This is a genomic window from Streptomyces sp. NBC_01723 (genome assembly GCF_036246005.1).
GTDB lineage: Bacteria > Actinomycetota > Actinomycetes > Streptomycetales > Streptomycetaceae > Streptomyces.
In genome coordinates this window covers 8570577-8596244 of the sequence record NZ_CP109171.1, presented here as the reverse complement: position 1 = coordinate 8596244, position 25668 = coordinate 8570577, and the positions used below count along the sequence as shown (strand labels likewise).

Annotated in this window: 25 protein-coding genes and 3 pseudogenes; 17 read left to right on the top strand and 11 right to left on the bottom strand. The window is 71.7% G+C overall.

From position 1 onward, the window contains the following. Positions 1–130 precede the first annotated feature (130 nt). From OIE75_RS39950 to OIE75_RS39935, 4 genes are all read left to right on the top strand, one after another. Positions 131–1849, top strand: coding sequence for a class I mannose-6-phosphate isomerase (locus OIE75_RS39950; protein ID WP_329473874.1), 1719 nt, complete (start codon positions 131–133; stop codon positions 1847–1849). Then, positions 1846–2856: an ROK family protein gene (locus OIE75_RS39945; protein WP_329473873.1), complete on the top strand. Its 1011-nt coding sequence runs from the start codon at positions 1846–1848 to the stop codon at positions 2854–2856. The genes OIE75_RS39950 and OIE75_RS39945 overlap by 4 nt, the downstream gene beginning before the upstream one ends. Before the next feature lie 44 nt (positions 2857–2900). Next, entirely contained in the window at positions 2901–3941 is a 1041-nt protein-coding gene (locus OIE75_RS39940) for a LacI family DNA-binding transcriptional regulator (protein WP_307017384.1), read from the top strand. 109 nt (positions 3942–4050) lie between these two features. After that, entirely contained in the window at positions 4051–5367 is a 1317-nt protein-coding gene (locus tag OIE75_RS39935) for a glycoside hydrolase family 125 protein (RefSeq protein WP_329473872.1), read from the top strand. A 382-nt stretch (positions 5368–5749) separates the two neighbouring features. On the opposite strand, the pseudogene OIE75_RS39930 reads toward OIE75_RS39935, so the two are convergent. The 4 genes and pseudogenes from OIE75_RS39930 to OIE75_RS39915 all read right to left on the bottom strand — a co-directional run. Further along, positions 5750–6002 (bottom strand): annotated as a pseudogene (locus OIE75_RS39930) (IS3 family transposase); the annotation flags it as partial. A gap of 107 nt (positions 6003–6109) precedes the next feature. Beyond that, entirely contained in the window at positions 6110–7522 is a 1413-nt protein-coding gene (locus OIE75_RS39925) for an extracellular solute-binding protein (protein WP_329473871.1), read from the bottom strand. After that, positions 7522–10278: a substrate-binding domain-containing protein gene (locus OIE75_RS39920; protein ID WP_329473870.1), complete on the bottom strand. Its 2757-nt coding sequence runs from the start codon at positions 10276–10278 to the stop codon at positions 7522–7524. Before OIE75_RS39920 ends, OIE75_RS39925 begins: the two co-directional genes overlap by 1 nt. 7 nt (positions 10279–10285) lie before the next feature. Next, a complete protein-coding gene (locus tag OIE75_RS39915; RefSeq protein ID WP_122619469.1) occupies positions 10286–10648 on the bottom strand; it encodes a hypothetical protein in 363 nt (120 codons plus the stop codon). An 87-nt stretch (positions 10649–10735) separates the two neighbouring features. Here OIE75_RS39915 and OIE75_RS39910 point away from each other — a divergent pair. The 3 genes and pseudogenes from OIE75_RS39910 to OIE75_RS39900 all read left to right on the top strand — a co-directional run. Continuing rightward, positions 10736–10948, top strand: a pseudogene (locus OIE75_RS39910) (NAD(P)-binding domain-containing protein); the annotation flags it as partial. A 274-nt stretch (positions 10949–11222) separates the two neighbouring features. Further along, on the top strand, positions 11223–11660 hold the full coding sequence (locus OIE75_RS39905) for a glutaredoxin domain-containing protein (protein ID WP_329473869.1): 438 nt from the start codon (positions 11223–11225) through the stop codon (positions 11658–11660). 111 nt (positions 11661–11771) lie between these two features. Continuing rightward, a complete protein-coding gene (locus OIE75_RS39900; protein WP_329473868.1) occupies positions 11772–12761 on the top strand; it encodes an MBL fold metallo-hydrolase in 990 nt (329 codons plus the stop codon). Between the two features lie 338 nt (positions 12762–13099). Here OIE75_RS39900 and OIE75_RS39895 read toward each other — a convergent pair whose 3' ends face one another. Further along, positions 13100–13708 carry a TetR/AcrR family transcriptional regulator gene (locus OIE75_RS39895; RefSeq protein WP_307017372.1) on the bottom strand — a complete coding sequence of 203 codons (609 nt, stop codon included), beginning with the start codon at positions 13706–13708 and terminating at the stop codon, positions 13100–13102. Between the two features lie 103 nt (positions 13709–13811). Between OIE75_RS39895 and OIE75_RS39890 the strand changes: the two genes are divergently transcribed. The 3 genes from OIE75_RS39890 to OIE75_RS39880 all read left to right on the top strand — a co-directional run bounded on the left by OIE75_RS39890 (position 13812) and on the right by OIE75_RS39880 (position 16592). Continuing rightward, positions 13812–14843 (top strand): alcohol dehydrogenase catalytic domain-containing protein, encoded by a 1032-nt coding sequence (locus tag OIE75_RS39890; protein ID WP_329473867.1) that lies wholly within the window; start codon positions 13812–13814, stop codon positions 14841–14843. After that, the gene (locus tag OIE75_RS39885; protein ID WP_307017368.1) at positions 14840–15442 is read left to right on the top strand and encodes an NADPH-dependent F420 reductase; all 603 of its coding nucleotides are present in this window, start codon (positions 14840–14842) and stop codon (positions 15440–15442) included. The genes OIE75_RS39890 and OIE75_RS39885 overlap by 4 nt, the downstream gene beginning before the upstream one ends. 64 nt (positions 15443–15506) lie before the next feature. Further along, on the top strand, positions 15507–16592 hold the full coding sequence (locus tag OIE75_RS39880) for an alkene reductase (RefSeq protein WP_329473866.1): 1086 nt from the start codon (positions 15507–15509) through the stop codon (positions 16590–16592). 191 nt (positions 16593–16783) lie between these two features. On the opposite strand, the gene OIE75_RS39875 is transcribed toward OIE75_RS39880, so the two are convergent. From OIE75_RS39875 to OIE75_RS39865, 3 genes and pseudogenes are all read right to left on the bottom strand, one after another. After that, a complete protein-coding gene (locus tag OIE75_RS39875) occupies positions 16784–17323 on the bottom strand; it encodes a GNAT family N-acetyltransferase (RefSeq protein ID WP_329474164.1) in 540 nt (179 codons plus the stop codon). Between the two features lie 150 nt (positions 17324–17473). Further along, positions 17474–17587: pseudogene (locus OIE75_RS39870) on the bottom strand (IS481 family transposase); the annotation flags it as partial. 18 nt (positions 17588–17605) lie between these two features. Continuing rightward, a complete protein-coding gene (locus OIE75_RS39865; protein WP_307017362.1) occupies positions 17606–17914 on the bottom strand; it encodes an ArsR/SmtB family transcription factor in 309 nt (102 codons plus the stop codon). Positions 17915–17975: 61 nt separating this feature from the next. Here OIE75_RS39865 and OIE75_RS39860 point away from each other — a divergent pair, with 61 nt between their 5' ends. Then, positions 17976–18959 carry a zinc-binding dehydrogenase gene (locus OIE75_RS39860; protein WP_329473865.1) on the top strand — a complete coding sequence of 328 codons (984 nt, stop codon included), beginning with the start codon at positions 17976–17978 and terminating at the stop codon, positions 18957–18959. A gap of 163 nt (positions 18960–19122) precedes the next feature. Here OIE75_RS39860 and OIE75_RS39855 read toward each other — a convergent pair whose 3' ends face one another. Continuing rightward, complete coding sequence (locus OIE75_RS39855; protein ID WP_307017358.1) at positions 19123–19449, bottom strand: hypothetical protein; 327 nt, start codon at positions 19447–19449, stop codon at positions 19123–19125. 72 nt (positions 19450–19521) lie between these two features. After that, positions 19522–20172 (bottom strand): hypothetical protein, encoded by a 651-nt coding sequence (locus OIE75_RS39850; protein ID WP_329473864.1) that lies wholly within the window; start codon positions 20170–20172, stop codon positions 19522–19524. A 401-nt stretch (positions 20173–20573) separates the two neighbouring features. Between OIE75_RS39850 and OIE75_RS39845 the strand changes: the two genes are divergently transcribed. The 6 genes from OIE75_RS39845 (at position 20574) to OIE75_RS39820 (ending at position 24583) form a co-directional block, all read left to right on the top strand. Then, positions 20574–21092 carry an FAD-dependent oxidoreductase gene (locus OIE75_RS39845; RefSeq protein WP_329473863.1) on the top strand — a complete coding sequence of 173 codons (519 nt, stop codon included), beginning with the start codon at positions 20574–20576 and terminating at the stop codon, positions 21090–21092. Between the two features lie 174 nt (positions 21093–21266). Further along, positions 21267–21803 carry a hypothetical protein gene (locus OIE75_RS39840; RefSeq protein WP_329473862.1) on the top strand — a complete coding sequence of 179 codons (537 nt, stop codon included), beginning with the start codon at positions 21267–21269 and terminating at the stop codon, positions 21801–21803. A 209-nt stretch (positions 21804–22012) separates the two neighbouring features. Then, on the top strand, positions 22013–22495 hold the full coding sequence (locus OIE75_RS39835) for a gas vesicle protein (RefSeq protein WP_329473861.1): 483 nt from the start codon (positions 22013–22015) through the stop codon (positions 22493–22495). Continuing rightward, positions 22485–23414, top strand: a complete 930-nt coding sequence (locus OIE75_RS39830; protein WP_329473860.1) for a gas vesicle protein — start codon at positions 22485–22487, stop codon at positions 23412–23414. The genes OIE75_RS39835 and OIE75_RS39830 overlap by 11 nt, the downstream gene beginning before the upstream one ends. 48 nt (positions 23415–23462) lie before the next feature. Then, positions 23463–23777 carry a gas vesicle protein K gene (locus OIE75_RS39825; protein ID WP_161326557.1) on the top strand — a complete coding sequence of 105 codons (315 nt, stop codon included), beginning with the start codon at positions 23463–23465 and terminating at the stop codon, positions 23775–23777. Continuing rightward, positions 23774–24583, top strand: a complete 810-nt coding sequence (locus OIE75_RS39820; RefSeq protein ID WP_329473859.1) for a GvpL/GvpF family gas vesicle protein — start codon at positions 23774–23776, stop codon at positions 24581–24583. The genes OIE75_RS39825 and OIE75_RS39820 overlap by 4 nt, the downstream gene beginning before the upstream one ends. A gap of 55 nt (positions 24584–24638) precedes the next feature. Here OIE75_RS39820 and OIE75_RS39815 read toward each other — a convergent pair whose 3' ends face one another. Then, on the bottom strand, positions 24639–25655 hold the full coding sequence (locus OIE75_RS39815; protein ID WP_329473858.1) for an SDR family NAD(P)-dependent oxidoreductase: 1017 nt from the start codon (positions 25653–25655) through the stop codon (positions 24639–24641). Between the last annotated feature and the right edge of the window lie 13 nt (positions 25656–25668).

Genomic DNA, 25668 nt, shown 5'->3' with positions numbered 1-25668 from the left:
GCGGTTCTGGGGCAAATACGCAGGTCAAGTGCATGAAGACATAGCCGAGAGCCCACGGAACGGGCATGGACTCCTTCAGCCATGCACTGTTATCGTTAACGAGCATCGTGGAGCCGAGTAAGGAGCAGCTGTGCCCGCGTCTCGTTCGTACGACCCCCTCCCCAGCTACGAGCCGGTCGCCGGCGAGGTCGTCGCCGGCTGGCCCGCCCTGGCCGTCGGCCTGCCGCCGGGCCCGCTCGTCCTGGCCGTCGACGGTCCCGCGGCCCTGGACTGGGCCGCGCTGGCCGACGGCCTCGCCGAGGCGGTTCGCGCCGCGGGCCGCGAGGCGGACCTGGTCGACGTGCGCGCCCACTACGGGCCGGCCGCCGGCGAGCGGCCGGCGGCCCGCCCCGTTCCCGACGACGACCCGTTCTTCACCCCGCTGTCCCAGGCCCGGGTCGAGGACCTGTTCGACTCCCCTCCGCGGCCCGAGCGCCCCGGCGGAGATGCGGTGGTCGTGGCGTACGGGCCGGGCGCCTCGCTGTGCGAGCCGGACCTGCTCTGGTACGCGGACCTGCCCAAGCGGTACGCCGAGGCGGCGGTGTCGAAGGGCGAGCTGCCGGTCGGCGTCAACCTGGGCCGCCCCGCCGCACCCGGCGACCTGGTGCGCCTGTTCTACACCGACTGGCCCGTGCTGGACCGGCACCGCGACGCGATCGCGGAACGGATCGACCGATGGATCGACGTCCAGGACCCGGCCGCCCCGGCCGCACTGGACGGGGCGGCCCTGCGCGCCACCCTTGCCCACCTGGCCCGGGGCCCGGTGCGCACCCGTCCGTACTTCAACTCCACCCCGTGGGGCGGCCGGTGGGCGGCGAGCGAACTCGGCTTCACCCCACAGGCCGGCAACACGGCCCTCGGCTACGAGCTGATCGCGCCCGAGGCGGGCGTCCTGGTCGGCGAGCGGGGCGGACCGCAGGTCGAGGTCCCCTTCCAGCTTCTGTGCGTCACCCGCCCCGTGGACCTGCTCGGCGCGGACGTGCACCGCCGGTTCGGCACGTCCTTTCCGATCCGGTTCGACTACCTGGACACGGTGGGCGGGGGCAACCTGTCCCTGCATCTCCACCCACGCGAGCAGTACATGCGGGACGTGTTCGGCTGGCCGTACACCCAGCACGAGACGTACTACGTCACCGCGAGCGAGGACGGCGCCCGGGTGCTCCTCGGCCTCACCGAGGGGGCCGACGTCGACACCCTGCGGCGCCAGGTGGAGGACTCCGTCGAGAACGGCGCCCCGGTGCCCGTCGAGGACCACGTCCAGTCCCACCCGGCGACGGTGGGTCAGCTCTTCATGATCCCGGCGGGCACACCGCACGCCTCCGGCGCGGGCAACCTGGTCCTGGAGGTGAGCGCCACCCCGTACCTCTACTCCCTGCGGCTCTACGACTGGCTGCGCAAGGACGCCGCCGGTGCGTCCCGTCCACTGCCCTATGAGCACGGGTTCGCCAACCTGGACACGGACCGGCGCGGGGAGGACGTCGTCAAGGACCTCGTTCAGCAGCCGCGCACGCTGCGCGCCGGGGACGGCTGGCGCGAGGAGGTCGTCGGTGCCCTGCCCGAGATGTTCTACGCGGTGCACCGCCTCGTCGTGGAACCGGGTTCCGCGATCCCCGACGACACCGCGGGCCGCTTCCACATCCTCAACCTGGCCGCGGGCGAGGGCGCCGTCGTCGAGACGGCGGACGGCCGTACGCACCCGCTCGCCTTCGCCGAGACCCTCACCGTCCCCGCCGCGGTCGGCCCTTACCGCGTCCGCGCCCTGGGCGACACCGAGCTGCGGATCGTCAAGGCGCTGGTGGTGGAGCCGTGACCGGGTCCCCCACCGGCCGGGCCCCGCTGCCGGTTCCGGTGCTCGATATCGGCGGTACGCACGTCACCGCAGCCCTCGTGGACCCCGCCGCGAGCCGTGTGCTCCCCTCGACGGTGGTCCGCACGCGTCTGCGCTCGGACGCGGAGGCCGACGTGGTCCTCGACGCCGTCGCCGCGGCGGCCCTGGCGCTGCCCGCCGGGCACGGCCCGCGCTGGGGTGTGGCGATGCCGGGTCCCTTCGACTATGCCACCGGCGTCGGCCGCTTCGAGGGGATGGGCAAGTTCGAGTCCCTGTCCGGCGTCGACGTCGGCGCCGGCCTGCGCGCACGCCTGGCCGGCCGGGCGGAGCGGCTGTGCTTCCTCAACGACGCCGACGCGTTCGCCGTCGGCGAGTACCGCTCCGGTGCCGCCGCGGGCCACGATCGCGTCGTCTGCCTGACGCTGGGCACGGGGGTGGGGTCCTCGTTCCTGTCCCGCGGCCGTCCCGTCCACTCCGGCCCCCTGGTGCCGCCGAGCGGCCACGTGCACCGGCTGACCGTGCACGGCCGGCCCCTCGAGGACACGGTGTCGCGCCGCGGCCTCCGCGCCCACTACGCCGCGCTCCGCGGGGCGGGGGCGGTCGGGGGTGCGGGGGCGTTGGTGGAGGCCGGCGCGGAGGCTCCCACCCGCCCCGCCACCGGTTCCGGGGCGGACGACGCACTCCTGCCCGACGTCCGGGAAATAGCCGCACGCGCCGGGAAGGGGGAGGCCGCCGCCGGCGAAGCCTTCCGCTACGCTTTCGACGCACTCGGCCGAGCCCTGGCTCCCTGGACCGACCGCTTCGAGGCGACCGCGGTGATCATCGGTGGCTCCGTGGCCCGGTCGTGGGGGCTGATCCACCCCGCGCTCACCGCGGGGCTGGCCTCGGCCGGTGGACGGCGCGTACCCGTGCTGCCGGCCCGGCGGCCCGAGGAGGCCCCCTTGCTCGGCGCCGCCCACTGGGCGCGTGAGGCAGGGGACGCTCCATGAGGGCCGGGGCCGAGACGCAGACGGGCAGAGGAGGGGGCAGGAGCATGACCGCTCGCCGGGGTAGCGGGCCGACGATGCACGACGTCGGCAAGCTCGCGCAGGTCAGCGCCATGACCGTCTCACGCGTACTCAAGAACGACCCGGGCGTGTCGGAAGCGACCCGCGAGCGGGTCTTCGCGGCGGTCGACCGACTCGGCTACCGCCGCAATCAGACCGCCCGCAGTCTCCGCCTCGGCGGCAGCGGCATGATCGGTCTCGTCGTCACCAACCTCGCCAACCCCTTCTACTCGCGCCTCGCGCTCGGCGTCCAGGAGGTGGCGACGGAGTACGGCTTCCGCATGCTGCTCAGCAACTCGGGCGAGGAGGCCGACCGGGAACCCGAACTCATCGACGGACTCGTCGACCACCAGGTCGAAGGGCTGATCGTCGTACCGGCGGGCAGCCGGCAGCAGCACCTGGCGAGCGCCATGCGGCACGTCCCGGTCGTCTTCGCCGCCCGGCCGCCCGCCGGTCTGGACACGGACTGCGTGCTGGTCGAGGACTTCCACGGCGCGCGGGAGGCCACCGCCTGCCTCCTGGCCGACGGACACACCCGCGTCGCCTTCCTCGGCAACCCGCCGGCGCTCTACACCGGTGCCGAGCGCCTGCGCGGGTTCTGGGCGGCGCACGAGGAGGTCGGCGTCGAGCCGGACCACTCCCTGATCCGCCAGGGCCTGGTCGACTCCGCGGCCGCGGAGCGGGCCACCCTGGACCTGCTCGGGCGGGTCGATGGCCCCACCGCGCTCTTCTGCACCAACAACCGCATCAGTCAGGGCGCCATCCGGGCCCTGTACAAGGCCGGGACCACCCTGCCCGTCGCCGGCTTCGACGACTTCGACCTGTCCGACGTCCTCGGGCTGCCGCTGACCCTCGTCTCCTACGACGCCGACGAGATCGGCCGCCAGGCCGCACGTCTGCTGATCGACCGCCTGGAACAGGATGACGCGGCGCCGCGGGCCTCCCGCCGCGTCACCGTCCCCACCCACGTGGTCCGCCACGGAGCCCCCTCCGGGAACGGGCCCGACCGCCCGTCGGCCGGCACCTGACACCCGCGTCCGCACCACGCACCCGCCGGCGCCGGACCCACTCCCCACGTTACGGGACGCACCCGCAGCCGATGCGGGACGCACCCCAGCCGAGCCGAAAGGCCGCCCCATGGGCTTCCCCAGCTTCCCCACCAGCGTCAAGGACCACCCCACCGTCCGGGAGGCAGTCCGACGACTCGACGACCTCGGTGATCCGCGCTTCGGCCGGATGCTGACGCGCTGCCTGGACGACACCCTGGCCCGCACGGTCCGGCCGATGCCCGATGGCACGGCCTTCGTCGTGACCGGCGACATCCCCGCCATGTGGCTGCGCGACTCCACCACGCAGCTGATGCCGTACCTGGCCCTGCTGCGCGACGACGACGGCCTTCAGGAACTGGTACTCGCCGTGCTGCGCCGCCAGTTCGCCCAGATCGCCCGCGATCCGTACGCCAACGCCTTCAACGCCGGACCGTCCGGACAGGCCCACGACCCGGCGGACCTGTGCGAGGACCCCTGGGTGTGGGAGGAGAAGTACGAGGTCGACTCTCTCGCGCTCCCCCTCCTGCTGGCCCACCGCTTCTCGGTGGCGACCGGGCGGACGGACCACGTCCCGGACACCCTGCGGACCGCGCGCACGGTCATCGCGCTGTGGCGCACGGAGCAGGACCACGAACGCCTCTCCACGTACCGCTTCCGCCGCGAGGGCGGCTCACCGAGCGACACGCTGCCGAACGCGGGCCGGGGCACGCCCGTCGCCCGGACCGGCATGACGTGGAGCGGCTTCCGGCCGAGCGACGACGCCTGCGCCTACGGGTACAACGTCCCCGCGAACCTGTGCGCCGCCGCCGCCCTCGACGCCGTCGCCGAACTGGCCCGCCCCGCCCGTGACATGGAGCTGGCCGAGAACGCAGCCCACCTCGCAGCGGAGCTGCGGGCAGCCACCGCGCGGCACGGCACCGTGGAGCACTCCGAGTTCGGCACTGTCTACGCGTACGAGGTGGACGGCCACGGCAACGCGCTGCTGATGGACGACGCCAACATGCCCGGACTGCTCTCGCTGCCCCTGATCGCGGACGTTCCCGTCACGGACCCGCTCTACCTCGCCACACGACGGTTCGTCCTCTCCCCGGCCAACCCCACCTGGCACCGGGGCACCGCCGCCGAGGGCATCGGCAGCCCGCACACACCCGACGAGCACATCTGGCCGATCGCCATTGCCGTGCAGGGCCTGACCGGCGGCGAGGACGAGCGCCTGACGGCTCTGCGCAGGCTCCTGTCGACCGACGCGGGCACGGGCCAGATGCACGAGTCGTTCCACAAGGACGACCCCCGCCGCTTCACCCGCCCCTGGTTCTCGTGGGCGAACGCGATGTACGCCGAACTCGCCCTGGACGTCACCGGGCTCGGCACCCGCCCGCTGTGGTGCGCTCCTACGACCCTCTGAGACAGGATTTCGTCCCGTCTTGGATCCCCTTTTAATGCCCGGACGGGCGTATGGATCCGTCGTTCTCCAAGCGATTCGACGTACAGGCAGTCCTGGAGGACGGCAATCGTCCCGTTCATTTCGGGACGAACCTGTTGTCTGGTCTCATCGAGGGGATTGACGAGTTCCGGCGTGATCTCGAACAGCAGCGGCGGTCGAGAAGTCTGAGGCCTGCGATGCTCGGAGCCTTCTTGCGGGTGGACGATGCCGATCTGCTCCAGCGCATCGCCGAGTTCCCCTCCGCGTGCGTGGTGGTGAGCAGACAGCCGCGGGGCACATACCGCGCAGAGCGGTTGCGGAGAGTCTCCGAGGCTGTGAAGGATGCGGCTGGCCTTCCATCGTGGGCGAGGCTTGACTTCATCCGGGAGTCGATGGAATACCCCACGCCGCGGCAGCAGTACACGCCCTGACGGCACACGGGTACAGCTTGCCCTCTCCGGTGGCGTGCTCGGTAAAGCCCGGCACAGCCGCTACCAGTCCGGCCCGGCTGCGGTGAAGTCCCGCCGCACCAGATCACCATGGACTGGCGGCCCGGCTTCGGCGTCCCTCCCGCGGCCCCTGCGCTTGCCGAAGGCACTCCACCAGCCGTGGCCCCGATGATCCGCCCGGCGGTCCGCTCAGCCATGGCCTCGTCGGCGGCCCGGGGCTCGTCGAGAGGAAACGTGACCGAACATCTGAGGCCCTCGCCCGGCGCGGCCGCCCCTCAGTCCGGCAGGGCGCGTCTAAGCGCTTCGTCCAAGCGGCGCGCCAATTCCCCGTCACTCGGCGGGTCGTCGGCGAAGAGGGCGCCCAGCTCGGTGGTGAAGGTCTGGGTGAAGGCGCCGTACAGCGGGGTGCGGGGGCGGTGCACCGCCTTCTGGAGGGCGGGCAGCAGGATGTCGCGGGCGTACTCCGGGCGGCCGGCCGCGTCGCGGGGCACGGTGTCGGCGCTCTCCCCGGTCGGCGCCGCCGAGGGCCTCGCCGTACCCACCGCGCACGTCACGGCATCGTCCGTGTATGCGGAGCTGCGCGTCGCCGCGAAACCGGCGTCCAGCAGGCAGCGTTCGCTCTCCTTGCCGGTCAGGTACTCGATCAGGTCGGCCGCCTTGGTCCTGCGCTGGGACGCCGCGGTCACGGCGAGGTTCTGGCCGCCGAGGACGGCCCGCCCCGGCAACGCGGTCACACCGAGCCGGTCGTCGCCGGGGAACGACTGGTGCAGGGCGGGATACACGTACGGCCAGTGGCGCAGGAAGGTGGTGCGGCCCGCGGTGAAGTCACCGAGGGAAGCCGCCTCGTCGGAGTGGAAGGCGTCCGGGAGCACGTACGCGGCCTCGGTGCGACGGCGCAGCTCGCTGATGCCCTCGGTCAACTCCTCGACGGTGGCGTCGTAGTGGCCGTCCTCGCCGGTGAGCGTGAGGTCCGGTACGGCCGACGCGAACGCCTCCACGGCGTTGACCGTCCGCCCCTCGTACGTGGCGAGCTGGGTCGTCCAGCCCTTGTCGTAGCCGTCGGGCTTGTGGTCGCCGACGGCATTGATCAGCGTCTTCAGTTCCGGCCAGTCCAGGCCGCCCGTCAGGTCGGTCTGCTCGACGTCCGCCTGGCTCAGGTGGTCGCGGCGGTAGTAAAGCAGGCCGACATCGCTGTTGAAGGGGGCGGCGTACACGTTGCCGTCCCAGCGGGCGGTGCTCGCGACGGGGGCGATGACGTCGTCGTCGAGCAGCGTCTCGGGCAGTGGGCTGATCAGGTCCGCGGCGGCGAACTCCGGGACCCAGGTGACGTCGAGGTTGACCACGTCGTAGGCGGCGCTGCCGGACTGGAGCGCGCCGAGCAGTTGGCTGCGCTGTTCGTCGGCGCTGCCGGGGAGTTCGACCAGTCGGGCCCGGTAGCCGGTGCCGGCCTTCTCCTGCTCGGTGTTCCAGGCGTCGATGAGCCGCTGGCGGACGCCGTTCTTGCCTGTGACGTCCCGGCCGCTGGCGACGACGATGTCGCCGGGCACGTCGACGGAGGGCGGCGCCGCGGGTCCGCTTCCGCCGTCGCCGCCACCACCACTGCACGCGGTCGGCAGCAGCAGACACAGCGCTGCCGGCAGTACCACCAGCCGCCGCCGAGACTGTCGTCGCAGCCGTACTCCGCGCATCAGGTCTCCCCCGTTCCGGTGCGCGCGACCTCGTCGTGCAGGGCGGCGCCGAGATCGTCGTCGGCGTCCAGGCACCGGCCGCCGCTGGCCTTGGAGATCCGGGCGTCCGGCTTCCCCGCGTCGCAGCCTCCGCCCTTCAGGGAGACCATCGCGATCGGCAGCCCTCTCGCGCGGGCGATGTCCAGGAGGTTGCCGAAGCCGTCGTCGGCGAGCCGGTCCGCGTCCTCGTCGTCGGTGACGAAGACGATCAGGCCGGGGCGTTCGTCGACGGCGTCCCGGACCTCCATGGCGTCGAGAGCGGCCCGCAGCGCCCCGAGCGGGTTCGCCTCGGCGTCCCGGACCTGGGCCTCACGGTCGATGGCTCGCTCGGCGTCCTTGCCGGAGTGCGGGCCGAAGGGGAGCAGAGTGTCGTACGTGTCCTCACCTGCGTCCGACACCGCCCACACGGCGTACTCGTCCCGGTCGCCGAGCCCGCCCAGCGACTGTTTCAGCAGGCCTGGCCCACCGCTGGGCCCCTCCCACTGGCCGGCCATGGAGCCGGAACTGTCGAGCAGGAACAGCACGCGGCCGGGCCCGTTGGCGCCCCGGTACTCCCCCAACGACGCCTCCATCGCGTCCCGTCCGGCGGACTCGGTGAGCGGCGACGGCGCCCTCAGCACCCCTTCGGCGACCTCGGTGGGGTCCAGCAGGGCCCGGTCGCCGGTGGCCGCGCGGAAGCCGTCCCGGGCGAAGGCCACCCGGCCGCCCTCGCCGGTGAGCCACTCCCGGAAGGCCTCCGCCTCACGGTCCCGGTCGGCCTCGTCGCGGTCGGCGCCCTGCCAGCGGACGCGGACGAAGACCGGCTCCAGACCCGGGACGTCACCCGGGTACTGGGCCATGCGCGGGGTGCGGCGCGCGCTGTCGCAGCCGATGCCGCTCTTCAGCAGGAACTCGGGGACGAGGGCCGCGGTGCGGTTGTCGACGGCGTCGTCGTCGGGCAGCGCGCACAGCAGCTCGGCGGCGGTCGGAGCGGGCGGCCCGGACTGGGCGACCCGGCCCTCGGCGCGGCGGGGGCCGTCGGCGCCGGCCGCGCCCTGGGTGCCGTACAGGGCGATCGTGGCCAGCAGCCCGGTGTCGGTGAACTCCGGGTCGGGGCGGCGCACGGCCGCGTCCGCGTGCCGTGCACGCAGGTCGTCGATCATCCGGGTGAGTGGGGGGCCGGTACGGTCGTCCAGCTCGTCGACGGCGATGCCCTGCGGGACGGCGAGCACGACGGGAGAGTACGCGAAGGGCTCTCGGTCGGCGTCCAGTTCGGCCACGGCGTCGGTGTCCTGCCCCGCGACGGCCCGGGCGGCGTCGGCCGGGGAAGCGGGTATCCACACGTCGGGCTGCGGGCCGACGTCGCGCTGCGGGTTGGTGTCGGCCTCGCGGGGTTCCTGCCAGGCACCGGTCTGCTTGCGCAGGGCGGTGACCGCGTCGGCGGCGCCCGCGCTGTAGACGGTGATGCCGCTGCGGCGACAGTCGTCGCCGGTGGTGTTCGCCTCCGACGTCAGATACGCGTCGGCTGCGGCCCGGACGGTCGGCTCGAGGTCGGGGTCGGTGAGCACCCGCAGTTCCAGGGGTGGGGCGCAGGAGGAGGGGCCGCCGGTCAGAACGAAATGACGGTAGACGCCGATACCGAGGGCGGTGACGGCCAGGACCAGCATGACGACACCCCCGGCGACCAGCCGCCGCGTCCGCCGCCACTCCCCTCTCGTTCCGTCCTCGTCTCCCGTGTCACCCGCCCGCACACCGGGATTCCCGTCGCCGCCCTGACCCTCCCGGGCCCCGGAGTCACGCCTACGACGGATCAAAGCCCCCCAGGCTGCGCCCATCCCGCCCAGCCATCCGACCAGAACCGCCCCGACCCGACGGAGAGGCCCAGGGTCGGGGTCGGGGGCCCAGGGCACAGGCCCAGGGCCGGGGCCGGGGGCAGGGCCGGGGCCGGGGGCAGGGCCGGGGCCGGGGGCAGGGTCAGGAGCGGGCGGGCTTCCGGTCCCCCCTGGCCCGGCGGCGAGCAGCACGTCCATGCCGGGCTCGGCACGGCTCTCCGGTTCCCAGGCGTCACCCCGTACCGTCCGGTGACCCGCGGCGGACATCCGGGCCCGCAGGTCGTCCACGAGGGCGCGGAACGACACATCGCCGCCCGCCTCCAACAGCTTCACCAGCTCGGCGGTGAACGGCGTCGGCGTGTCGGGATCACCCGCGTCGATGCGGTGATTGGGCTGCACGCTCATCAGCAGCAGCCGCCGTTTGTCGGGGGTCTCCGGGCGGACCCAGGCGGCGTTGCCGGCGAAGCAGCAGTCGAGGACGACCACGATCCGCCGTGCCGAACTGGCGGTGAGCATCGCCTGCGCCAGGCTGAACAGCACCGCGCCCGGAAAGACCGCGTGGCCGCCCGCCACCACGCGTGCGTTGCGCATCTGCAGGAACAGCTCGTCGCCCGCGTTCGGAATCGCCCCGTGCCCGGCGAAGTACAGCAGCAGGACACCGTCCGCCTCGTTGGCCGCCTTCCACAGCTCCTGGTCGAAGGTGCCCTGGTCGGGAGAGCGGCACACCGTGATCTCCCGCTCGGCGAACACACCGCCGTGCCGCAGCGCCTCCGCCAGCCGGTTCAGGTTGTGTTTGACCGCGGGTAGGTCGCCGGGCACGCCGTCCGGCGGCGCCGTGTTGTCGTACTCGGACACTCCGACCAACAGCGCCCGGTTCGCCTTCCCCCGCGGGTCGTAACCGGTCACCGGCCGCCTACCTGTCGTCGGGTCGCACCGGCTCGACGCGCACCTGGGGCGGATCGCCTTCCTCCACCGCACGGCGGTTGGCCTGCCATGCCTCCACGGATCGTCTGACCTGGTCCACCACGCCCTGGAACATCGCGCCTGCGGCGCCCCCGAGGACCGCCACGACGATGTCCATGCCGGTGCCCATGGGGGTGCCGGCCTCGTCGGTCCGGCTCTGTTCGGTGATGCGGAGCTGGTCGATCCGGGCCAGGTCGGCGAGCGGTTTCTCCCGTTCCAGCCACTTGTGCAGGGCGACGATGTCAGTCGCCCTCTCGGTCCCGTCCAGCCGGATCCGGATACCGCGCGTCACCACACCGTCCCCCTCAGCCATAACTCACCATCATGACACCGCTGTTGCGCACAGGCGAGGGTCTGTACGCCGCCGCCCTGCCACGCACGCGGGGAGCGCACGCCGCCGCGTCCAGCACTACTCGGCACCGGCAACGTCGCCCGAGCGCCGGCCCGCGGATGGTGGGACGCAGGACACGACGTGCTGCTCGGTTCACGTCGCCCCGGGGAACGGACAGACCTCCCCGTGTCGGGCCTGAGTGAGACAGCCGACCACGCAGAAGTACTGGTCAACGCCACCTTCGCTCTGCTCTTCATGGGCATCGCGGGCGGTCTGGGCGCCGACACGTTCGACATCCACATGGTCACGCGCCCCTCTGCCCGGGTCAGCCCGCCCGCGTGATCTTGGTGGACGGATCGTGGCGGGGTGATCCGTAGCCATGGACTCTCCCTCGGAGGGGCCCCCAGTGAGTACCCACCCGGAGGCGCGGAGGTTCGTCCGCCAGGGCCGTCGGGCGACCGACGGCGATACTCGCGCCGGCCCTCGGCGCCGGTTCGGTCTGCGAAATGGGGCGGTGGCTCCTGGGCAGTTCGGCTCAGCGATAGCCTGCGTCATCATGATGCGCGCTTGGATCTTGCCGATGGTGTTCGTGCTCTGCGGCTCAGCCGTCGCGACTCGGCCGGCCCTCACGGGGGACCCCGGCACTGCCGCGGCACTCCTACTGGTGTTCCTGGTACTCGCCGGCGTGCACTCTCCCCTCGTCTTCCCGAGGTCGATCGGTGCGCGCGAGGCACAAGACCGCGCCGCGGTAGACGGCCGGCCGGTCGTCTACTGGCGGCCAGGCTGCACGTACTGCATACGACTGCGCTTCCGGCTGGGCCGCAGCGGACGCCAGTTGCACTGGGTCAACATTTGGCGCGACCCGGCGGCAGCCACAGCGGTGCGGGATGCCAACGACGGCAACGAGACCGTGCCGACCGTCGTCGTGGCGGGCCGCCCGCACACCAACCCCGCCCCGGAATGGGTGCGCGAACAGCTCCTGCCGCACGCGTGATCTGGCATCCTGGTCGACTGCGGCCAGTCGTCACGTCGCAGGCTCTGGCGACTGTCGTGACTCCCGGGTGGCCCACGACCACACGCTCCTTCAGGAGAGCAAGGAGAGCCCATGCGACCGTCATCGTCTCCCGGCGACTCGGCAGCAGGCTTCACCAGACGCTCGTTCACCCGGATTGCCGCGCTCGGACTGGTCGCCGGTGCCGGAGCGCCCGGCGCTGCTTCGGCTGCCGCCACTGCCGAAGGGGGCGGGCAGGTCTACTACGACCGGGCTCGGGCGCTGGCCGGCAGCGACCCGGTCCTGCTCGCCCTTGCCCGGGCCCTGACCCCTGGTGTCGAACTTCCCCGGCCGCCCTCACCGGCGCCGATCAAGCTCTTCGACAACCTGGTCATGCTGAGCGCGGGTTGGGTGTCGGCCATGGCCGTGCTCACCGGAGAGGGCATCGTCCTGATCGACGCGCTCACCTCCTCCGCGGAGGCCGAGGCCGTCGTCGTGGGCGGGCTGCGGGAGGTGGGGGCCGCACCCGAGACCATCAGGTACGTCGTCGTCACCCATGGCCATGACGACCACTTCGGCGGGGCCCAGTACCTCGCCGACCGATACGGCGCACGCGTGCTGATGACGCCGGCCGACTGGGATCTCGTCGCCCGCGCCGACCCGGACCACGCACCCGCGAGGGACTTGGAGATCGCGGACGGCCAGTGCCTCGCACTCGGAGGCACCAGCATCCGGCTGCACCACACGCCGGGCCATACGGCAGGCACCGTCTCGCCGATCATCCCCTTGCGCGCGGGACGCATGCGCCATACGGCCATGCTGTGGGGCGGCACCAATCCGCCCGTGAGCCTCACGGAACTTCGGTCCTACCGGGCGGCCATCCGTTCCTTCCGGGCACGGATGCGCGAGGCGGGTGTCGACGTAGAACTCTCCAATCACCCCAACGACCACGGGCTCCAGCGTGCCGAGAAGCTGCGGCAGCAGCCGGAGGGGGGCAATCCGTTCGTACTCGGCCGACCGCGTGCCCAGCGCTACATGGCCGTGATGGACCTCATGCTTCGGGGCAGGATCGCCGCCGCTCACGGCCCGCCCCTCAGGAAGTGACCCGACGGAGCCGAGGGAAGAGGCGTCCGGCGTTGCGGGTGCGGCTGGGCCGAAGCCCATCCACCCGGTCTGGATCACCCCTCCCGCCTGGCCTCTGCGGGCCGGAGTGGCGGAGCGCGCGTCGGTCGCGGCGGCCTGCCGATCGGTGGCCGACCTGATCGCCGCGGGAAGCGACCCCGACCGGTACGCCGCCGCCCGATTCGAGGTCACCAAAGCCCTCAACCGCTCCTACGACGCCGTCGACTACGGCTCCCCCGCTTGCCGGCGGCAGTCCGCCGCCGCCCTCTCAGTCGCGGCGCCCGCACCTCCGTCCGGGACGCCTGCGCGGTGGCGAACCGTCAGTCGAGGAGGTTGCCGCGGCCGGTCCGCAGGATTTCGTCGGACAGGTCGGGCTCGACATGGCGGACGGCGCGGGCGAGCATCATCGCGCCGACCATTTCGCTGAGCAGCCGCATGGCCTTGCGACGGGCCTCGTCGGGGTCGAGCTCACGCCCCTCCTCCTCGGCTTCGCGCAGGAACTCGGCGGCGAAGCCCGCCAGATAACCCTCGACCCCTTCGGCGTACGCGCGCTGTACGGCTTCGCTGTGGCGTCCGGCGTCGGTGACCAGGGACGCGGAAGGGCAGCCGCCGTTCGGGGCGTCACGGTGTGCCGTGGAAAGGTATCCGTCCACAACCCGTTTCAGGGGAGAGCCGCTCTGGTCCGGGCCCTCCTCGATCGTTCGGGCCAGGCTTCCGAGCGAAGCGGCGAAAGAGGCTCCGCACACCTCGACGACGAGTTCGCTCTTGGAAGCGAAGTGGTTGTAGAAGCCGCCGTGAGTGAGTCCGGCCTCCTTCATCAGCTCTGCGATGCCGATCGCGTCGATGCCCCGCAGGCGGAACATGCGGCCCGCGGCGTCGAGGATGTTCTCCCGGTTGCGGGCCTTGTCCTCCTTGGTGATGCGCGGCATTGCCGTCCTCTCACGTCACTCTCGACTTGACCTTTTCGATGTCACTCATCATCATACCAAGAGTTTCAATGTCAGTCGTCATCATTATGGGATTGGGAGTGTCATGCGGACCATCGCGCACGATCGGCACGGAGAGGCCAGCCAGGTACTGCGCCTGAGTGAGCGGCCACCCCCACCGGCCCCGGCAGCCGGGCAGGTGCGGGTGCGGGTGCTGTCCCGGCCCATCCACCCCGGTGACCTGGCAGGAGTGCAGGGATTCGCCGGTGCGCCGCAACAGCGGTTCGCCACGCCACGGATCCCCGGGCTGGAGGGAATGGGCGTCGTCGACACCGTCGGCGACGACGTACGGCATCTCCTGCCTGGTCAGCGGGTCGCGTTCTTCCCGGTACCGGGCGCATGGAGCGAACACCTCACGGCGCCGGCCGATCTGGTGGTGCCGGTACCTGAGGGCGTAAGTGACCAGACCGCTGCCCTGATGCTGGTCAACCCACTCACTCTGCTCACGTTGCTGCGCGCCGTCGAAGACGCCCGGCACAGCCGGTCGGGACCGGTCATTCAGACGGCCGCCGGTTCGTCGGTCGGAAAAATGGTCAGCGCCGCAGCGCTCGAACACGGCATCCCACTCGTCAACCTGGTACGAGACGCCACAGGGGCACAGACACTGCGGCAGCGCTTCCCCGAACTGCCGACCATATCGACGGCCGACGCCAACTGGCGCGCCCAGGTCCGGGAGGCGAGCGGCGGCCGGGGCGCGCGGGTCGTACTGGACGCAGTGGGTGGGTCCTTGACCGGTGAGCTGACCGGGCTGCTCGAAGACGGCGGAACGCTGATCACCTACGGCCAACTGGGTCCCGGCAGCACGCCGCTGGAGTCCCTGGCGCTGACCCCGCGGGCCCTGACCGTACGGGGCCTGTCCATCGGGCAGTGGATGACCCGGACGCGTGAGGAACGAGCCGAGGACATCTCCTTCGCCACCCGCCTGGCCACGACCGCTCCCGAGCTCTTCGAAGTCGCGGCAGGCTACGACCTCGCCGAGTTCGCCACGGCCGTCGAACATGTCCGCCGCCCCGGCAAGAGCGGAACAGTCCTGCTCACCAGCGTCCCGTCCTCAACCCTGCGAAAGAGACCGTCATGAAGATCGGAACCCTCGGCGCCGGAACCGTCGCCCGGTCCATCGCACGTCATGCCGTGGCCCGCGGCCACGAGATCGTACTGAGCAACAGCCGCGGCCCCGCCTCCCTGGCCGGGCTCGCAGAGGAGCTCGGACCACTCGCCCGCGCCGGCACCCCGGAGGAAGCCGCCGCGGCAGGGCTCGTCGTCCTCGCTGTCGGCTGGCCCCAGATCCCGGACGTGGCGGCCGGCCTGCCGCACCTCGGCGGACGCATCGTCATCGATGCCACCAACCAGTTCGCCTCCCCTCCGCCGCATGCGCAGACCGCGGACCTGGGCGAGCTGACCGGCAGTGAATACGTCGCCTCGATGCTCCCCGGAGCCCGCGTCGTCAAGGCGTTCAACACCCTCTACGGCCGCTACATCGCCGCCGACCCGCGCCACCCGGCCGGACGTCAGGTGCTGTTCCTCGCCGGTGACGACGCCGACGCCAAGACGACCGTCAAGGACCTCACCGCCGACTTCGGGTTCGCCCCCGTCGACCTCGGCCCTCTGCGCGAGGGCGGACGCCTCATGCAGCTCGGCGGCCCGCTCTCAGGTCTCCACGCCCTCAAACAGGACTGAGTCCGACCCCGATTCCCCGTCCCCCGCCCTCCTCCCATCCACCCTCATGCCAAGGAGAACACCCATGACAACCCAGCCCCTGCTGCAGCCCGTCCGCCTCGGCGCGCTGGAACTTCCCAACAGCGTCGTCATGGCCCCCATGACCCGCGCCCGCGCCCACAACGCCGAGCTGACCCCGACCGATCTGCACGCCACTTACTACGCACAGCGCGCAAGCGCCGGACTGATCGTCACCGAGGGAACATGGGTGAGCCCCGACGCGATCGGTTTCATCAACGTCCCCGGCATCTACACCGACACGCAGACCGCCGGCTGGTCGAGGGTCACCGAAGCCGTCCACGAGGAGGGCGGGCGCATCGTCTCCCAGCTGGGCCACGTCGGAGCGGTCTCGCATCCCGACCACTTCGGCGGACGCCTGCCGTCGGGCCCTTCGGCCATCAACCCGGGCGAACAGTCCTTCACCCCTTCCGGTCCGAAGGACACGGTCACCCCGCGCGCGTTCACCAGCGCCGAGATCGCCCAGACCATCGCCGACTACCGCCACGCGGCTGACAACGCCCGCCGCGCCGGTTTCGACGGTGTAGAGATCCACGCCCAGGGCCAGCACTTGATCCCTCAGTTCCTCAACCCCCGTCTCAACCAGCGCACCGACTCCTACGGGGGCAGCAGCGAGAAACGCGCCCGGTTCCTCAACGACATCCTCGACGCCGTCAGCGATGTGTGGGGCAGCGACCGAATCGGCGTCAAGATGTCCCCGCTCTGGACCAGCGGGACCGCATTCACCGCGGATGAAGAGACCCTCGCCGACTACGACCAGCTGCTCAAGAGGCTGAACGACAGCGATCTGGCCTATCTGCACCTCCTGGGAACCCCCGGCACCATCGACGAGCGCATCACCGTCTTCTCCCGCTACCGTGCCCACTATCAGGGAAACATCGTCGCCAACCTGGGCTTCACCCGAACACTCGGCAACGAGCTCCTCGACCACCGCATCGTCGACGCGGTCTCCTTCGGAGCCCCCTTCATCGCCAACCCCGACCTGGTCGAGCGCTTCGCGCAGGGCCACCCGCTGGCCGACAGTGACGGGGACACCCACTACGCCGGTCACACCAAGGGCTACACCGACTACCCCGCCTTCACCGCCGACTGAGCAGGCATGAACGTAGCGATCCGCCGCTTTCACGGACTTCGAAACGGGCTCTGTCCCCGGTTCCGTGAAGGAGCATGTCAGTGGCAGGGAGGGGCCGTCCCATCCTGGGTGTCCTTGTCGCCGCGATCAATGCGTTCAGGGACGCAGGGGCAGTGGTCGGCTGTCTTGTGATGATCGACGGCTGGGCGGGTTCATGCCTGGAACTCGGTGAGGTCGATGGCATGAACGCGCAGTGGGTAGCCGTATACCGGGTGGGTCGTCTCCCGCTCGGGCGCCATGCCGAGCTTGCGGATGACGTTCTCGGAGGCGTTGTCCCCCAACCGGCTGATGCTGATGACACGGTCCAGGCCGCGGTCCTGGAGTGCGAACTCCAGTGTGGCGTGCGCGGCTTCGGACGCGTATCCCTGGCCCCAGAACGGTGATCCGAGCCGCCAGCTGATCGCCACCGCGGGCATCACCTCCGGCAGGAACTCGGGCACGGACAGGCCTGTGAAACCGATCAGTTCACCCGAGGCCAGCAGTTCGACGGCGAAGAGTCCGAAGCCCTCCTCGTCCCACTCCTCCTCCCAACGCTCGATGTCCTCGGCTGTGTGCTCCAGGTCGCGCACCGAGCCGTCGTCAGTCCAGCGCATAACCCGTGGGTCCGCGTTGATGTCGGCCATCGACGTGAGGTCGTCGTCGTGCCAGCTACGGAGCAGAAGACGGGGCGTGCGGATCTCGGTCTCGGTCATGCGCCCATCCTGCCGAAGGAAAGCACCGCATCGGTAATCCGGCGCTCGCCAGCGCTGCCGCTTCGACAGCGCGGTCGAGAGGCCAGACCGATTCAGTGGCAGCCTGCCGCAGCACGTCGCCGGGGTGCGGTGCGGTGTCGTCCTTGTGGGCGTCACGCGTGAGATGCCCATCTCGGCTGCGACATGCGCGACCGGACGGCCCGTGCGGACACGCTCGATGAGAAGCCGCCTGCCGTGAACGGTCAGCCGGGCATTCGTTGACAACGCTCGTGATCAATACACCTAGAACACGTCGCGCAGGGTCTCCAGGAGGCGGGCGATGTTCGCCTCGTCGCGGCGGTAGTAGGTCCACTTGCCTCGCCGGGTGGCGACCACCAGCCCTGCTTCCCGCAGCATCGCCAGGTATTGCGACGTGGTCGACTGCCCGAGACCGGTCCGCCGCTGGATGTCGCTCACGCAGACACCGATCTCGACATCGCCGGGCTCCTGGCCGGGAAAACCCATCGGGTCCTTGAGCCACACCAGCATCTGTCGGCGGGCCGGATTGGACAGGGCCCGGAACACAGCGAGCAACTCCGCCTCCGAGAACATGCGATGATCGTAACCCACTTACATATTGACGATTCGCAATATGACGATCTATGATCGCCGCATGTCCACTTCGATGCGCGTCATGGAACTCGTCCGTTTCGGCAACGCGGACACCGCGTTCGCCGCCAGAGAGCTGCCGAGACCCACGCCCGGACCCGGACAGGTGCTGGTGCGTGTGCTGGCCACGTCCGTCAACCCCCTTGACCTGCAGACCCGGCGCGGCGACTACCGAGACCAGGTGGCGCTGCCCACGGTGATCGGCAACGACGTGTCCGGCGTGGTGGTCGAGACGGGCCCCGGGGCGGACGAGTTCCAGCCGGGCGACGAGGTCTGGTACTTGGCGCCGGTCTTCGCCGGACAGGGCACCTACGCCGAGTTCCACGTCGTCGACCAGGCCCTGGTCTCCCCCAAGCCCGCACAGCTGTCGCACGTCGAGGCCGCCGGTCTCGCACTCGTGGGCATGACGGTGTGGGAGGCACTGGTCGAACGGGCGAAGGTGCGGCTCGGTGAACGAGTCCTGGTGCACGGTGGAGCGGGCGGGGTCGGCTCGGTCGCCATCCAGGTCGCCGACGCGCTGGGGGCCGAGGTGGTGACCACCGCACGGGCACGGGATCACGAGTTCGTCACCGGTCTGGGAGCCGACCACGCGATCGATTTCTCGGCCGGTGACTACGTGCCGCAGGTCCGCGCGCTGGGTGGGGTGGACGTCGTGCTGGACACGGTGGGCGGGGACACCCTCACCCGCAGCCCGGAGGTCCTCACCGACCGGGGCCGGGTGGTGTCCATCGTGGACATCCCCGAACCTCAGAACCTGCTCGCCGCATGGGGGGTGAACGCGACCTACCACTTCCTCTTCGTCAGCCCCGACCGCGCGAAGCTCGCGGCCCTCGGCCGACTGGTCGAGCAGGACAAGATCCGGCCGGTGATCGGAGCCGTTCTACCGCTGGCCGACATCGCGCAGGCGCACGCTCTGCTCGAGGGCGGCTCCACCGGCGAGGGTCGCGGACGCCCGCGTGGCAAGATCGCCATCGCTGTCGACCGGTGAGGGTGGAGGGCGCTGGTGGAGTCGGCGGACGCCGTTCCCGTGGCGGCACTTCCGTGTCGAGCCGAGGTTCGCCTGACCGCCCGGAGATTGCCTCAGCGGGTCGGCCTCGGGGCCTTGTCCCATGCCGGCCGCCCCGCTCTCGCACCGCAACCCCGGACGCCGCCTACACGTCCGACTCCCGCTCATCCAGCTCCGCCAACCCGCCCTCCCAACGCTCCCGACGCGCCCCGTCAGACTGCTCCCACCAGGGCGTACCGCGCTCCCCCAAAGCAATCTTCGCGCGGTTGACCCGCGCACGCGCCGCCGCTTCAGCCCTCGCGTCGCTCTCGGCGAGCGCACGGCGCACCGCACGCCGAGCCGACATCAAATGGCGTCGAAGACGGGCCGCGGCCTCTTCCGGGACGGAAGGGTCGGTCGCCCGCCACTTCCGCCCCTTGACGACGACGAAATGACCATCAGGGGTCCGCTCCGGTGACTGATCCGCCTCCATGGAACCGATTCTGCCCACCAGATCTCCGCGCTGCAGAACGGAACGCGACATCACCATCGGGCCGGGTCCGGGTCAGCCGCCGAGGCTCGCCGACACCGCATCCCCGTTCTGCGCCTGCCGGGAGCGGTCCGCGAGCACCGTGGCCAGTTCCCGCACGTTCTCCTCGTCGATGCCGCCCTTGCCGGTGGAGGCCGACTCGGTCCACAGCAACGTCGTACCCACCCGGGTCTGCGTCACCGCGCCGGGCTCGCCGTTGAAGCCGGACGTGCCGAACCGCGCGTCTCGCTCATCGCCGAGCGGGCCGAGTTCGAGCGACTTGGCACTCGGTCCGGCCTTCTCGCCGTAGTGGCCGTCCCACAGCACGCGGTACGCACTCTCGGCGGCCTCTTCGCTGTCGTAGGCGATCACCAGGAAGCTGACGTACGCGGCGTTGTCGTCGTGCCGGAAGGCCGAGGCGCCGAAGAACCGGGAGTCCTCGCAGCCCGCGTTGCCCTTGTTCGGGCAGGCTTCGCGGCGGTAGAGGTCGTTCATCTTCACGGCCGTGGGCCGAGCGGACCGCTTCCAGCCGGGCATGGCCTCGTCGTCCGGCAGTACGTCCCGCACTTGGTCCTCGGAGAGCGCGGCCGCCTTGTCGCTCGCGCCGTCGGCCTCGGCGCCGCCACCGCAACCGGTGAGCAGCAGTGCCGCCACGATCGCCGTTCCCCACCACTGCCTCATGACCATGCCATCACCCCTCGGACGGCGATCCTACGCGGCACCTGTCCGCACGGATCGACCGCGGTGAGCCGGTGCCATGACCGGGCACGGCACCTGGGGACGCGTCGAGTTCAGGGAGAGCTGGACCAGGGCCATCAGGAGCGCGTAGCCGGCGAGTGCGGTGGCGACGAGATCCGCCCGGCCCCCGTTCATGGTGAACCACGCGTTACTCGCGACGACCGGGGGTGCGGGCTCGATCGCGATGGTGGGAAGGAGCGGCGCGGGGAGGGCGGGCTGGGTGAAGAGTCCGACGAGGAGGATGGAGCCGGGTACGAACCAACAGCGGAATGTGCTTTGTCGAGGTCGCCCTCGCCTCGGGCGACCGGACCCGTCGGGCGAGCCCGGCAGCGATCGGCAGTGGCACGCTGATGGCGGTCGCACCGGGCAAGGGCATCATCGTGCACCGCTACGCGGACGGGCGGGTGCGCGGATACGTGGCGCTCAACAAGTCCGAGGAGTGGATGAGGTCGGTCGGCTCCGGCGATCCGTCCGCCGGCCTTGGACGGGTCGTCGGCGAGTTCGACGGCTGGTCGCCGCTGCTGACCGCCTTCGTGACGGAGAGCGACGCGGAACCGTGGCTCCGGCCCATCCCTGCCCTTCCCGTCGGAATCAGCTGGGAGAGGATGCCCGGCGTGACGCTCGTCGGCGACGCCGCGCATCTGATGTCGCCCTTCGCCGGCGAGGGCGCGAACCTTGCCCTGTACGACGGCGCGGACCTGGCGGGTGAGTTGGTCGGGCAAAGTGACGTCGAGGCGGCGCTCACCGCCTACGAAGCGCGGCTGTTCCCGCGTGGCGGCGATGCTGCCGGCCGTTCGGCGCGGAACCTGGAGCGTTTCTTCGGCCCGGAAGCTCCTCGGAGCGTCGTCGCTCTGTTCGATCGCTCGTAACGCCGTCTGCGCACCGCGTGATCGTGGCGGTATCGCCGTCCGGGGTGAGACATGCGGGTCCGGCGTCGGCTCCTTCGGACGAACGGCCCGGCTCGACCGCGTGGCACCGTGTTCGCCGGCGCCGGGCGGGCGAGCATGGGCCGACCCACTCCTCCCCCGCACCGAGGCGACGCGATGTCCGAACCCGCCGACCACGTCCATTCCGACAGTGCCGCCCGACGGCGAGGTCTGCCGCCCAGGACCGCCGAGCTGTGGTTGTTCCGCGGCATCTACGGCCTGGTCCTGGCCAGCGCCCTGGTGGCGGCCTTGGACGTGCCGGGCGAGGTCGCCGACCCCGGCGAGGACGCGCTGTGGGTGCTCCTGACCGCGCTGGCGTCGAGCGCCGCCCACGGCTACGCGCACGTCATCGCCCAACGTGCGGTCGCCGAGGGCGGGGCGAGGCCGAGCCGGCTGCGCGCGGTGCTGGCCGAGTGGCCCCTCGTCGCGGCCGCGCTGCCCACCGTGTGCCTGCTGCTCGGCGCGGTGGCGCACTGGTGGTCCGAGGAGACCGCCGCCGACGTCGCCCTGTTCTTCAACACCGTCGCCCTGTTCTGCCTCGGCATCTCGGCGGCCCGTACCGCCGGCCTGCGCTGGGCGTCGTCTCTGCGGGCGGGATTCATGGACATGCTGATCGGCGTGGTGATCATCGGTGTGTACGCGCTCGTTGAGTGACGGGCCGGACCGGCCCCCGCGGTGCCCCGTGTCACACGGCGGGCCACCGTGCGCGAGCGGTCGCCGGGTATGAAAGGCGCGGGACCGGACAGGCGGGTGGGATGAGCAGCATTACCGGAAGAACCTCCCCGGGTGAGGGCGGGTTTCCCGCCACTGCCGCCGCGCGCGAGCCCTCCGCCCGTACGGTTCCGGCCGTCGGTGCGGCCCCCATGCAGCCTCGGCGGGACGGCGAGGGCAGCCTCGCGCACGTCGTGGAGACCCTTCTGGACAAGGGCCTCGTGCTCAACGCCGACATCATGGTCTCGGTCGCCGGCGTCGAACTGCTGGGTATCCGCCTGCGGGCCGCCCTCGCCTCCTTCGAGACGGCGGCCCGGTACGGGCTGGAGTTCCCCTCCGGCACGGACACCGAGACCGCCGCGTGGCGCGAGACGCGCGAGGAGAAGGAGTCCTGTCCGGCGTGCGGCAAGCGCGCCCCCGTGGAGCAGTTGCTGAACCAGTGGTGCCCTTGGTGCGGCTGGCGCAGTGCGCAGGCGCAGATGCGGGAGGCGTCCGGCCAGACCGCCGTCGTGAGCCGCGACGACGCGGCCGTGGAGGGCGGCAGGGACGACGACGGCGACAAGGGTGACCGCGAGGGCGACAGCAAGCGCGCCCGGCGTTCCGCCGAGCGGGAGGCCGAGCCCCGTGGCGAGTGAGCAGCCGCCGATGCGTCCCACCCGGGAACCGCGGGTGACCCTGGACGACCTGGTGGAAGTGCTGCTCAACAAGGGCGCGGTGCTGCACCTCGACCTCATCGTCGCCGTAGCGGACATCCCACTGATCGGCGTCTCGGTGCGGGCGGCGATCGCGGGGATGGAGACGATGCTGGAGTACGGCATGATGCGCAACTGGGACGAGGCCACCAGGGAGTGGGCGGAACGTTCCGCCGTGCCCCGGGGCCTCGGACTGCGCGAGGACGAGAGCGTCGTGCGGCGGATGAGCGGCGGCCACCTGCTGAGCGGCGGCGTCTACCACGGATGGCGACCCGGCAGCGTGTATCTCACCGACCGGCGCCTGGTCGTCCTGCGCGACGAGCCGCGCGAAGTGCTCTGGCAGACGGACCTGGACGCCGTACGGGACGTGCGGCTGAGGCCCGAGGAGACGGTGGGCGGCGAGGAACGCCTCCGTCTGGAGGTCGCGTTGGCCGACGGCCGGCGGGAGCTGATCTCCGCGCGGGAGCCCGAGACCCTGCACGACCTGCTCACCCGCTCCCTGGCCGGGAGCCTCGGGCCGTCGCTCTCGCCCGGCGTCCCCGAGGAGGAACCTCCGCTCGCCGACGGACACCTGTGGTACGAGGAGCCGCGGAGGTCCGGTCCGCTGTGGCGGGGCGGCCGGGCACGGCTCACGGCCGACCGGCTGACCTGGAAGTCGCCGGTGGACGGCCGGCCCGCACTGGTGCTGGCCACGGACGAACTGACGGAGGTGAGCCGGGCACCGGGGTACGGGCCCGGGGGTGAGGGGAGCGTCCTGCTGCTGCGCACCGTCGGCGGCGACGAACACCGGCTCTCGGCCGACGACCCCGTGGCCTGGGTCCGGCGGTTCGAGTCGGTCGGCAGGCTGACGGCGCCCGCGTGAGCGGCGCCGCGAGGAACGTGACATGACGCGGAGGAAGAAGGGGACGACATGCCGTTGACCGTCGACGAGAAGAGCCTCAAACACGGAGTGCTGTCCCTCGTGGTGACGTTGGTCGAGGTCATCCAGGAGGCACTGGACCGCCAGGCCATGCGCCGTATCGAGGGCGGCGACCTGAACCCGGAGGAGTCCGAACGCCTCGCCGACGCCCTGCTGGAGCTGGACGAGGCGATGGAGCAGATCAAGGAGGACCACGGCATCGTCGCGTCGGTCGCCGATCTGCACCGCGGCCTGGACGAGGTGGTCGACGACGTCGTGGACAAGCTGATCAACCCCCAGCGCTGGGCGGAGGAGGCCGGGCGATGACCGAGGACAGCGCGCTGTACGTCTACGCCCTGCTCCCCGACCGGCCGGGCGCCGCCGACGGAGTCACCGGACTCGACGGACGCCGGCTGCGGCTGGTGCCCGTCCAGGGGACCGGGGTGGCCGCGCTGGTGCACGATGCCGTGCCGGAACCCTTCCAGGGCGACGACGACCAGGTACGCCGATGGGTGGCGGAGCAGAGCGAGGCCGTCACGACGGTCTGGGAGCGCACCGGCAGCCTGCTGCCGATGACCTTCAACGTCCTGGTGGCCGCCGACACGGCGTCAGGACGCGGCGCCGAACAGCGGCTCGGCGACTGGGTCAGGGACCAGCGGGACGCGGTCACCGGTCAGCTCGACGCGCTCGCCGGACGCTGCGAACTGCGGGTGGAGGTCGCCCTGGAGCGCGGCACGGGCGGTGAGCCGGGCGCGCGGGCCGCGGACACGGAGAGCGGCGACGATGGACGTTCCCCGGGCATGCGCAGGCTCTTGGCCAAGCAGCGCGAACAGCGCGAGAAGAACACCGCCGGGCAGCTCGCGGACAGCCTGCACGCCGGACTGCGCCGCCGGCTGCTGTCGGTGGCCGAGGACCTGCGAGACCGCGGTCCGGCCCAGCGCGCGCCGGGCGAAACGGCCGTGCTCTCCGCCGCCCTGCTGGTGCGCCGGGAGGACATCGACGCCGTGGGCGCCGTGCTGAGCGAGGCCGGGGCCGGCGAACCCGCGCTGCGCATCCGCTTCCTCGGTCCCTGGCCGCCGTATTCCTTCGCGGAGACCCGGCCGCACGAGCCGGCGGATCAGGCGGCGCGCTGACACCAGGTGCGCCGACGGACTCCTGCGGGATGTCACGTCGACGGCCGGGCCGCTCTCAGTCGGTGCGCAGAGCGCTCGTCGCGTAGCCCCACAGCCTGTCCGCCGCCTCGGGGTCGAGCGCGTGCTCGGCCACGCCACCGGGCCCCTCGTCCTCGGCGCGGACGGTGCGGGCCTCACCGTTGTCCTCGAAATAGCGGCCGGTGACACCCTCGAGGAGGGGGGATGCGGCCAGCAGGACGGAGGTGGAGGCACCCTGCTCCGCGGTCTTGTAGTACGGCAGCGGCTTCACGTTGCCCTGGTCGTCCATCACGCCGAACGCCCGCATCGTGTCGTCGTCCACGTGGCGTTGCAGGCCGGTGAGGATGTAGCCGGGGTTGAGGGCATTGGCCGTGATGCCGTCCGCCGCCCAGCGGCGGGCGCCCACCGTGAACAGGACGCCGGCGGTCTTCGACTGCCCGTACGCCGTCCACGGGTCGTACGGCCGCCGCTCGAATTGCGGGTCGCCGAAGTCGAAGGGCGCGCTTCGGTGGGCGCCCGAACTGACGACCACGATGCGCGCCGAGCCGGCATCGCGCAGGGCCGGGTACAGGCCCAGGGCCAGGGCGAAGTGGCCCAGGTAATTGGTGGCGAGCTGCATCTCCCAGCCGCGCGGGCCGAGAGTGCGCGTGGGCAACGCCATGATCCCGGCGTTCGCGACGAGGATGTCGAGGGGGTCGCGCCATGCGTTCGCGAAGGCGTCGACCGAGGAAAGGTCCGCGAGGTCGAGGGCGCGTACGTGCACCCGGCCCGCTCCCCCGGCGGCGGTCAGCTCGGAGAGGAGCGGCTCCGCGGACTCGACGCGGCGCGTGGCGACCGTCACCTCCGCGCCGGCGGCGGCCAGGGCCCGGACCGTCTCGGCACCGAGGCCGGAGGCGCCGCCGGTGACGACGGCGCGGCGACCGGTGAGGTCCGCGCCCTCGATGACGTCGCGGGCGCGAGCGTCGGGCCCGAAGGAAGTGGTCAGCGGTGCGGAGATGGCCGGCAGGGGGCGGCGGCAGTCACGGGGGGTCAGGGGGCTCGGATTCGTCGTCATGCGTCCACGCTAC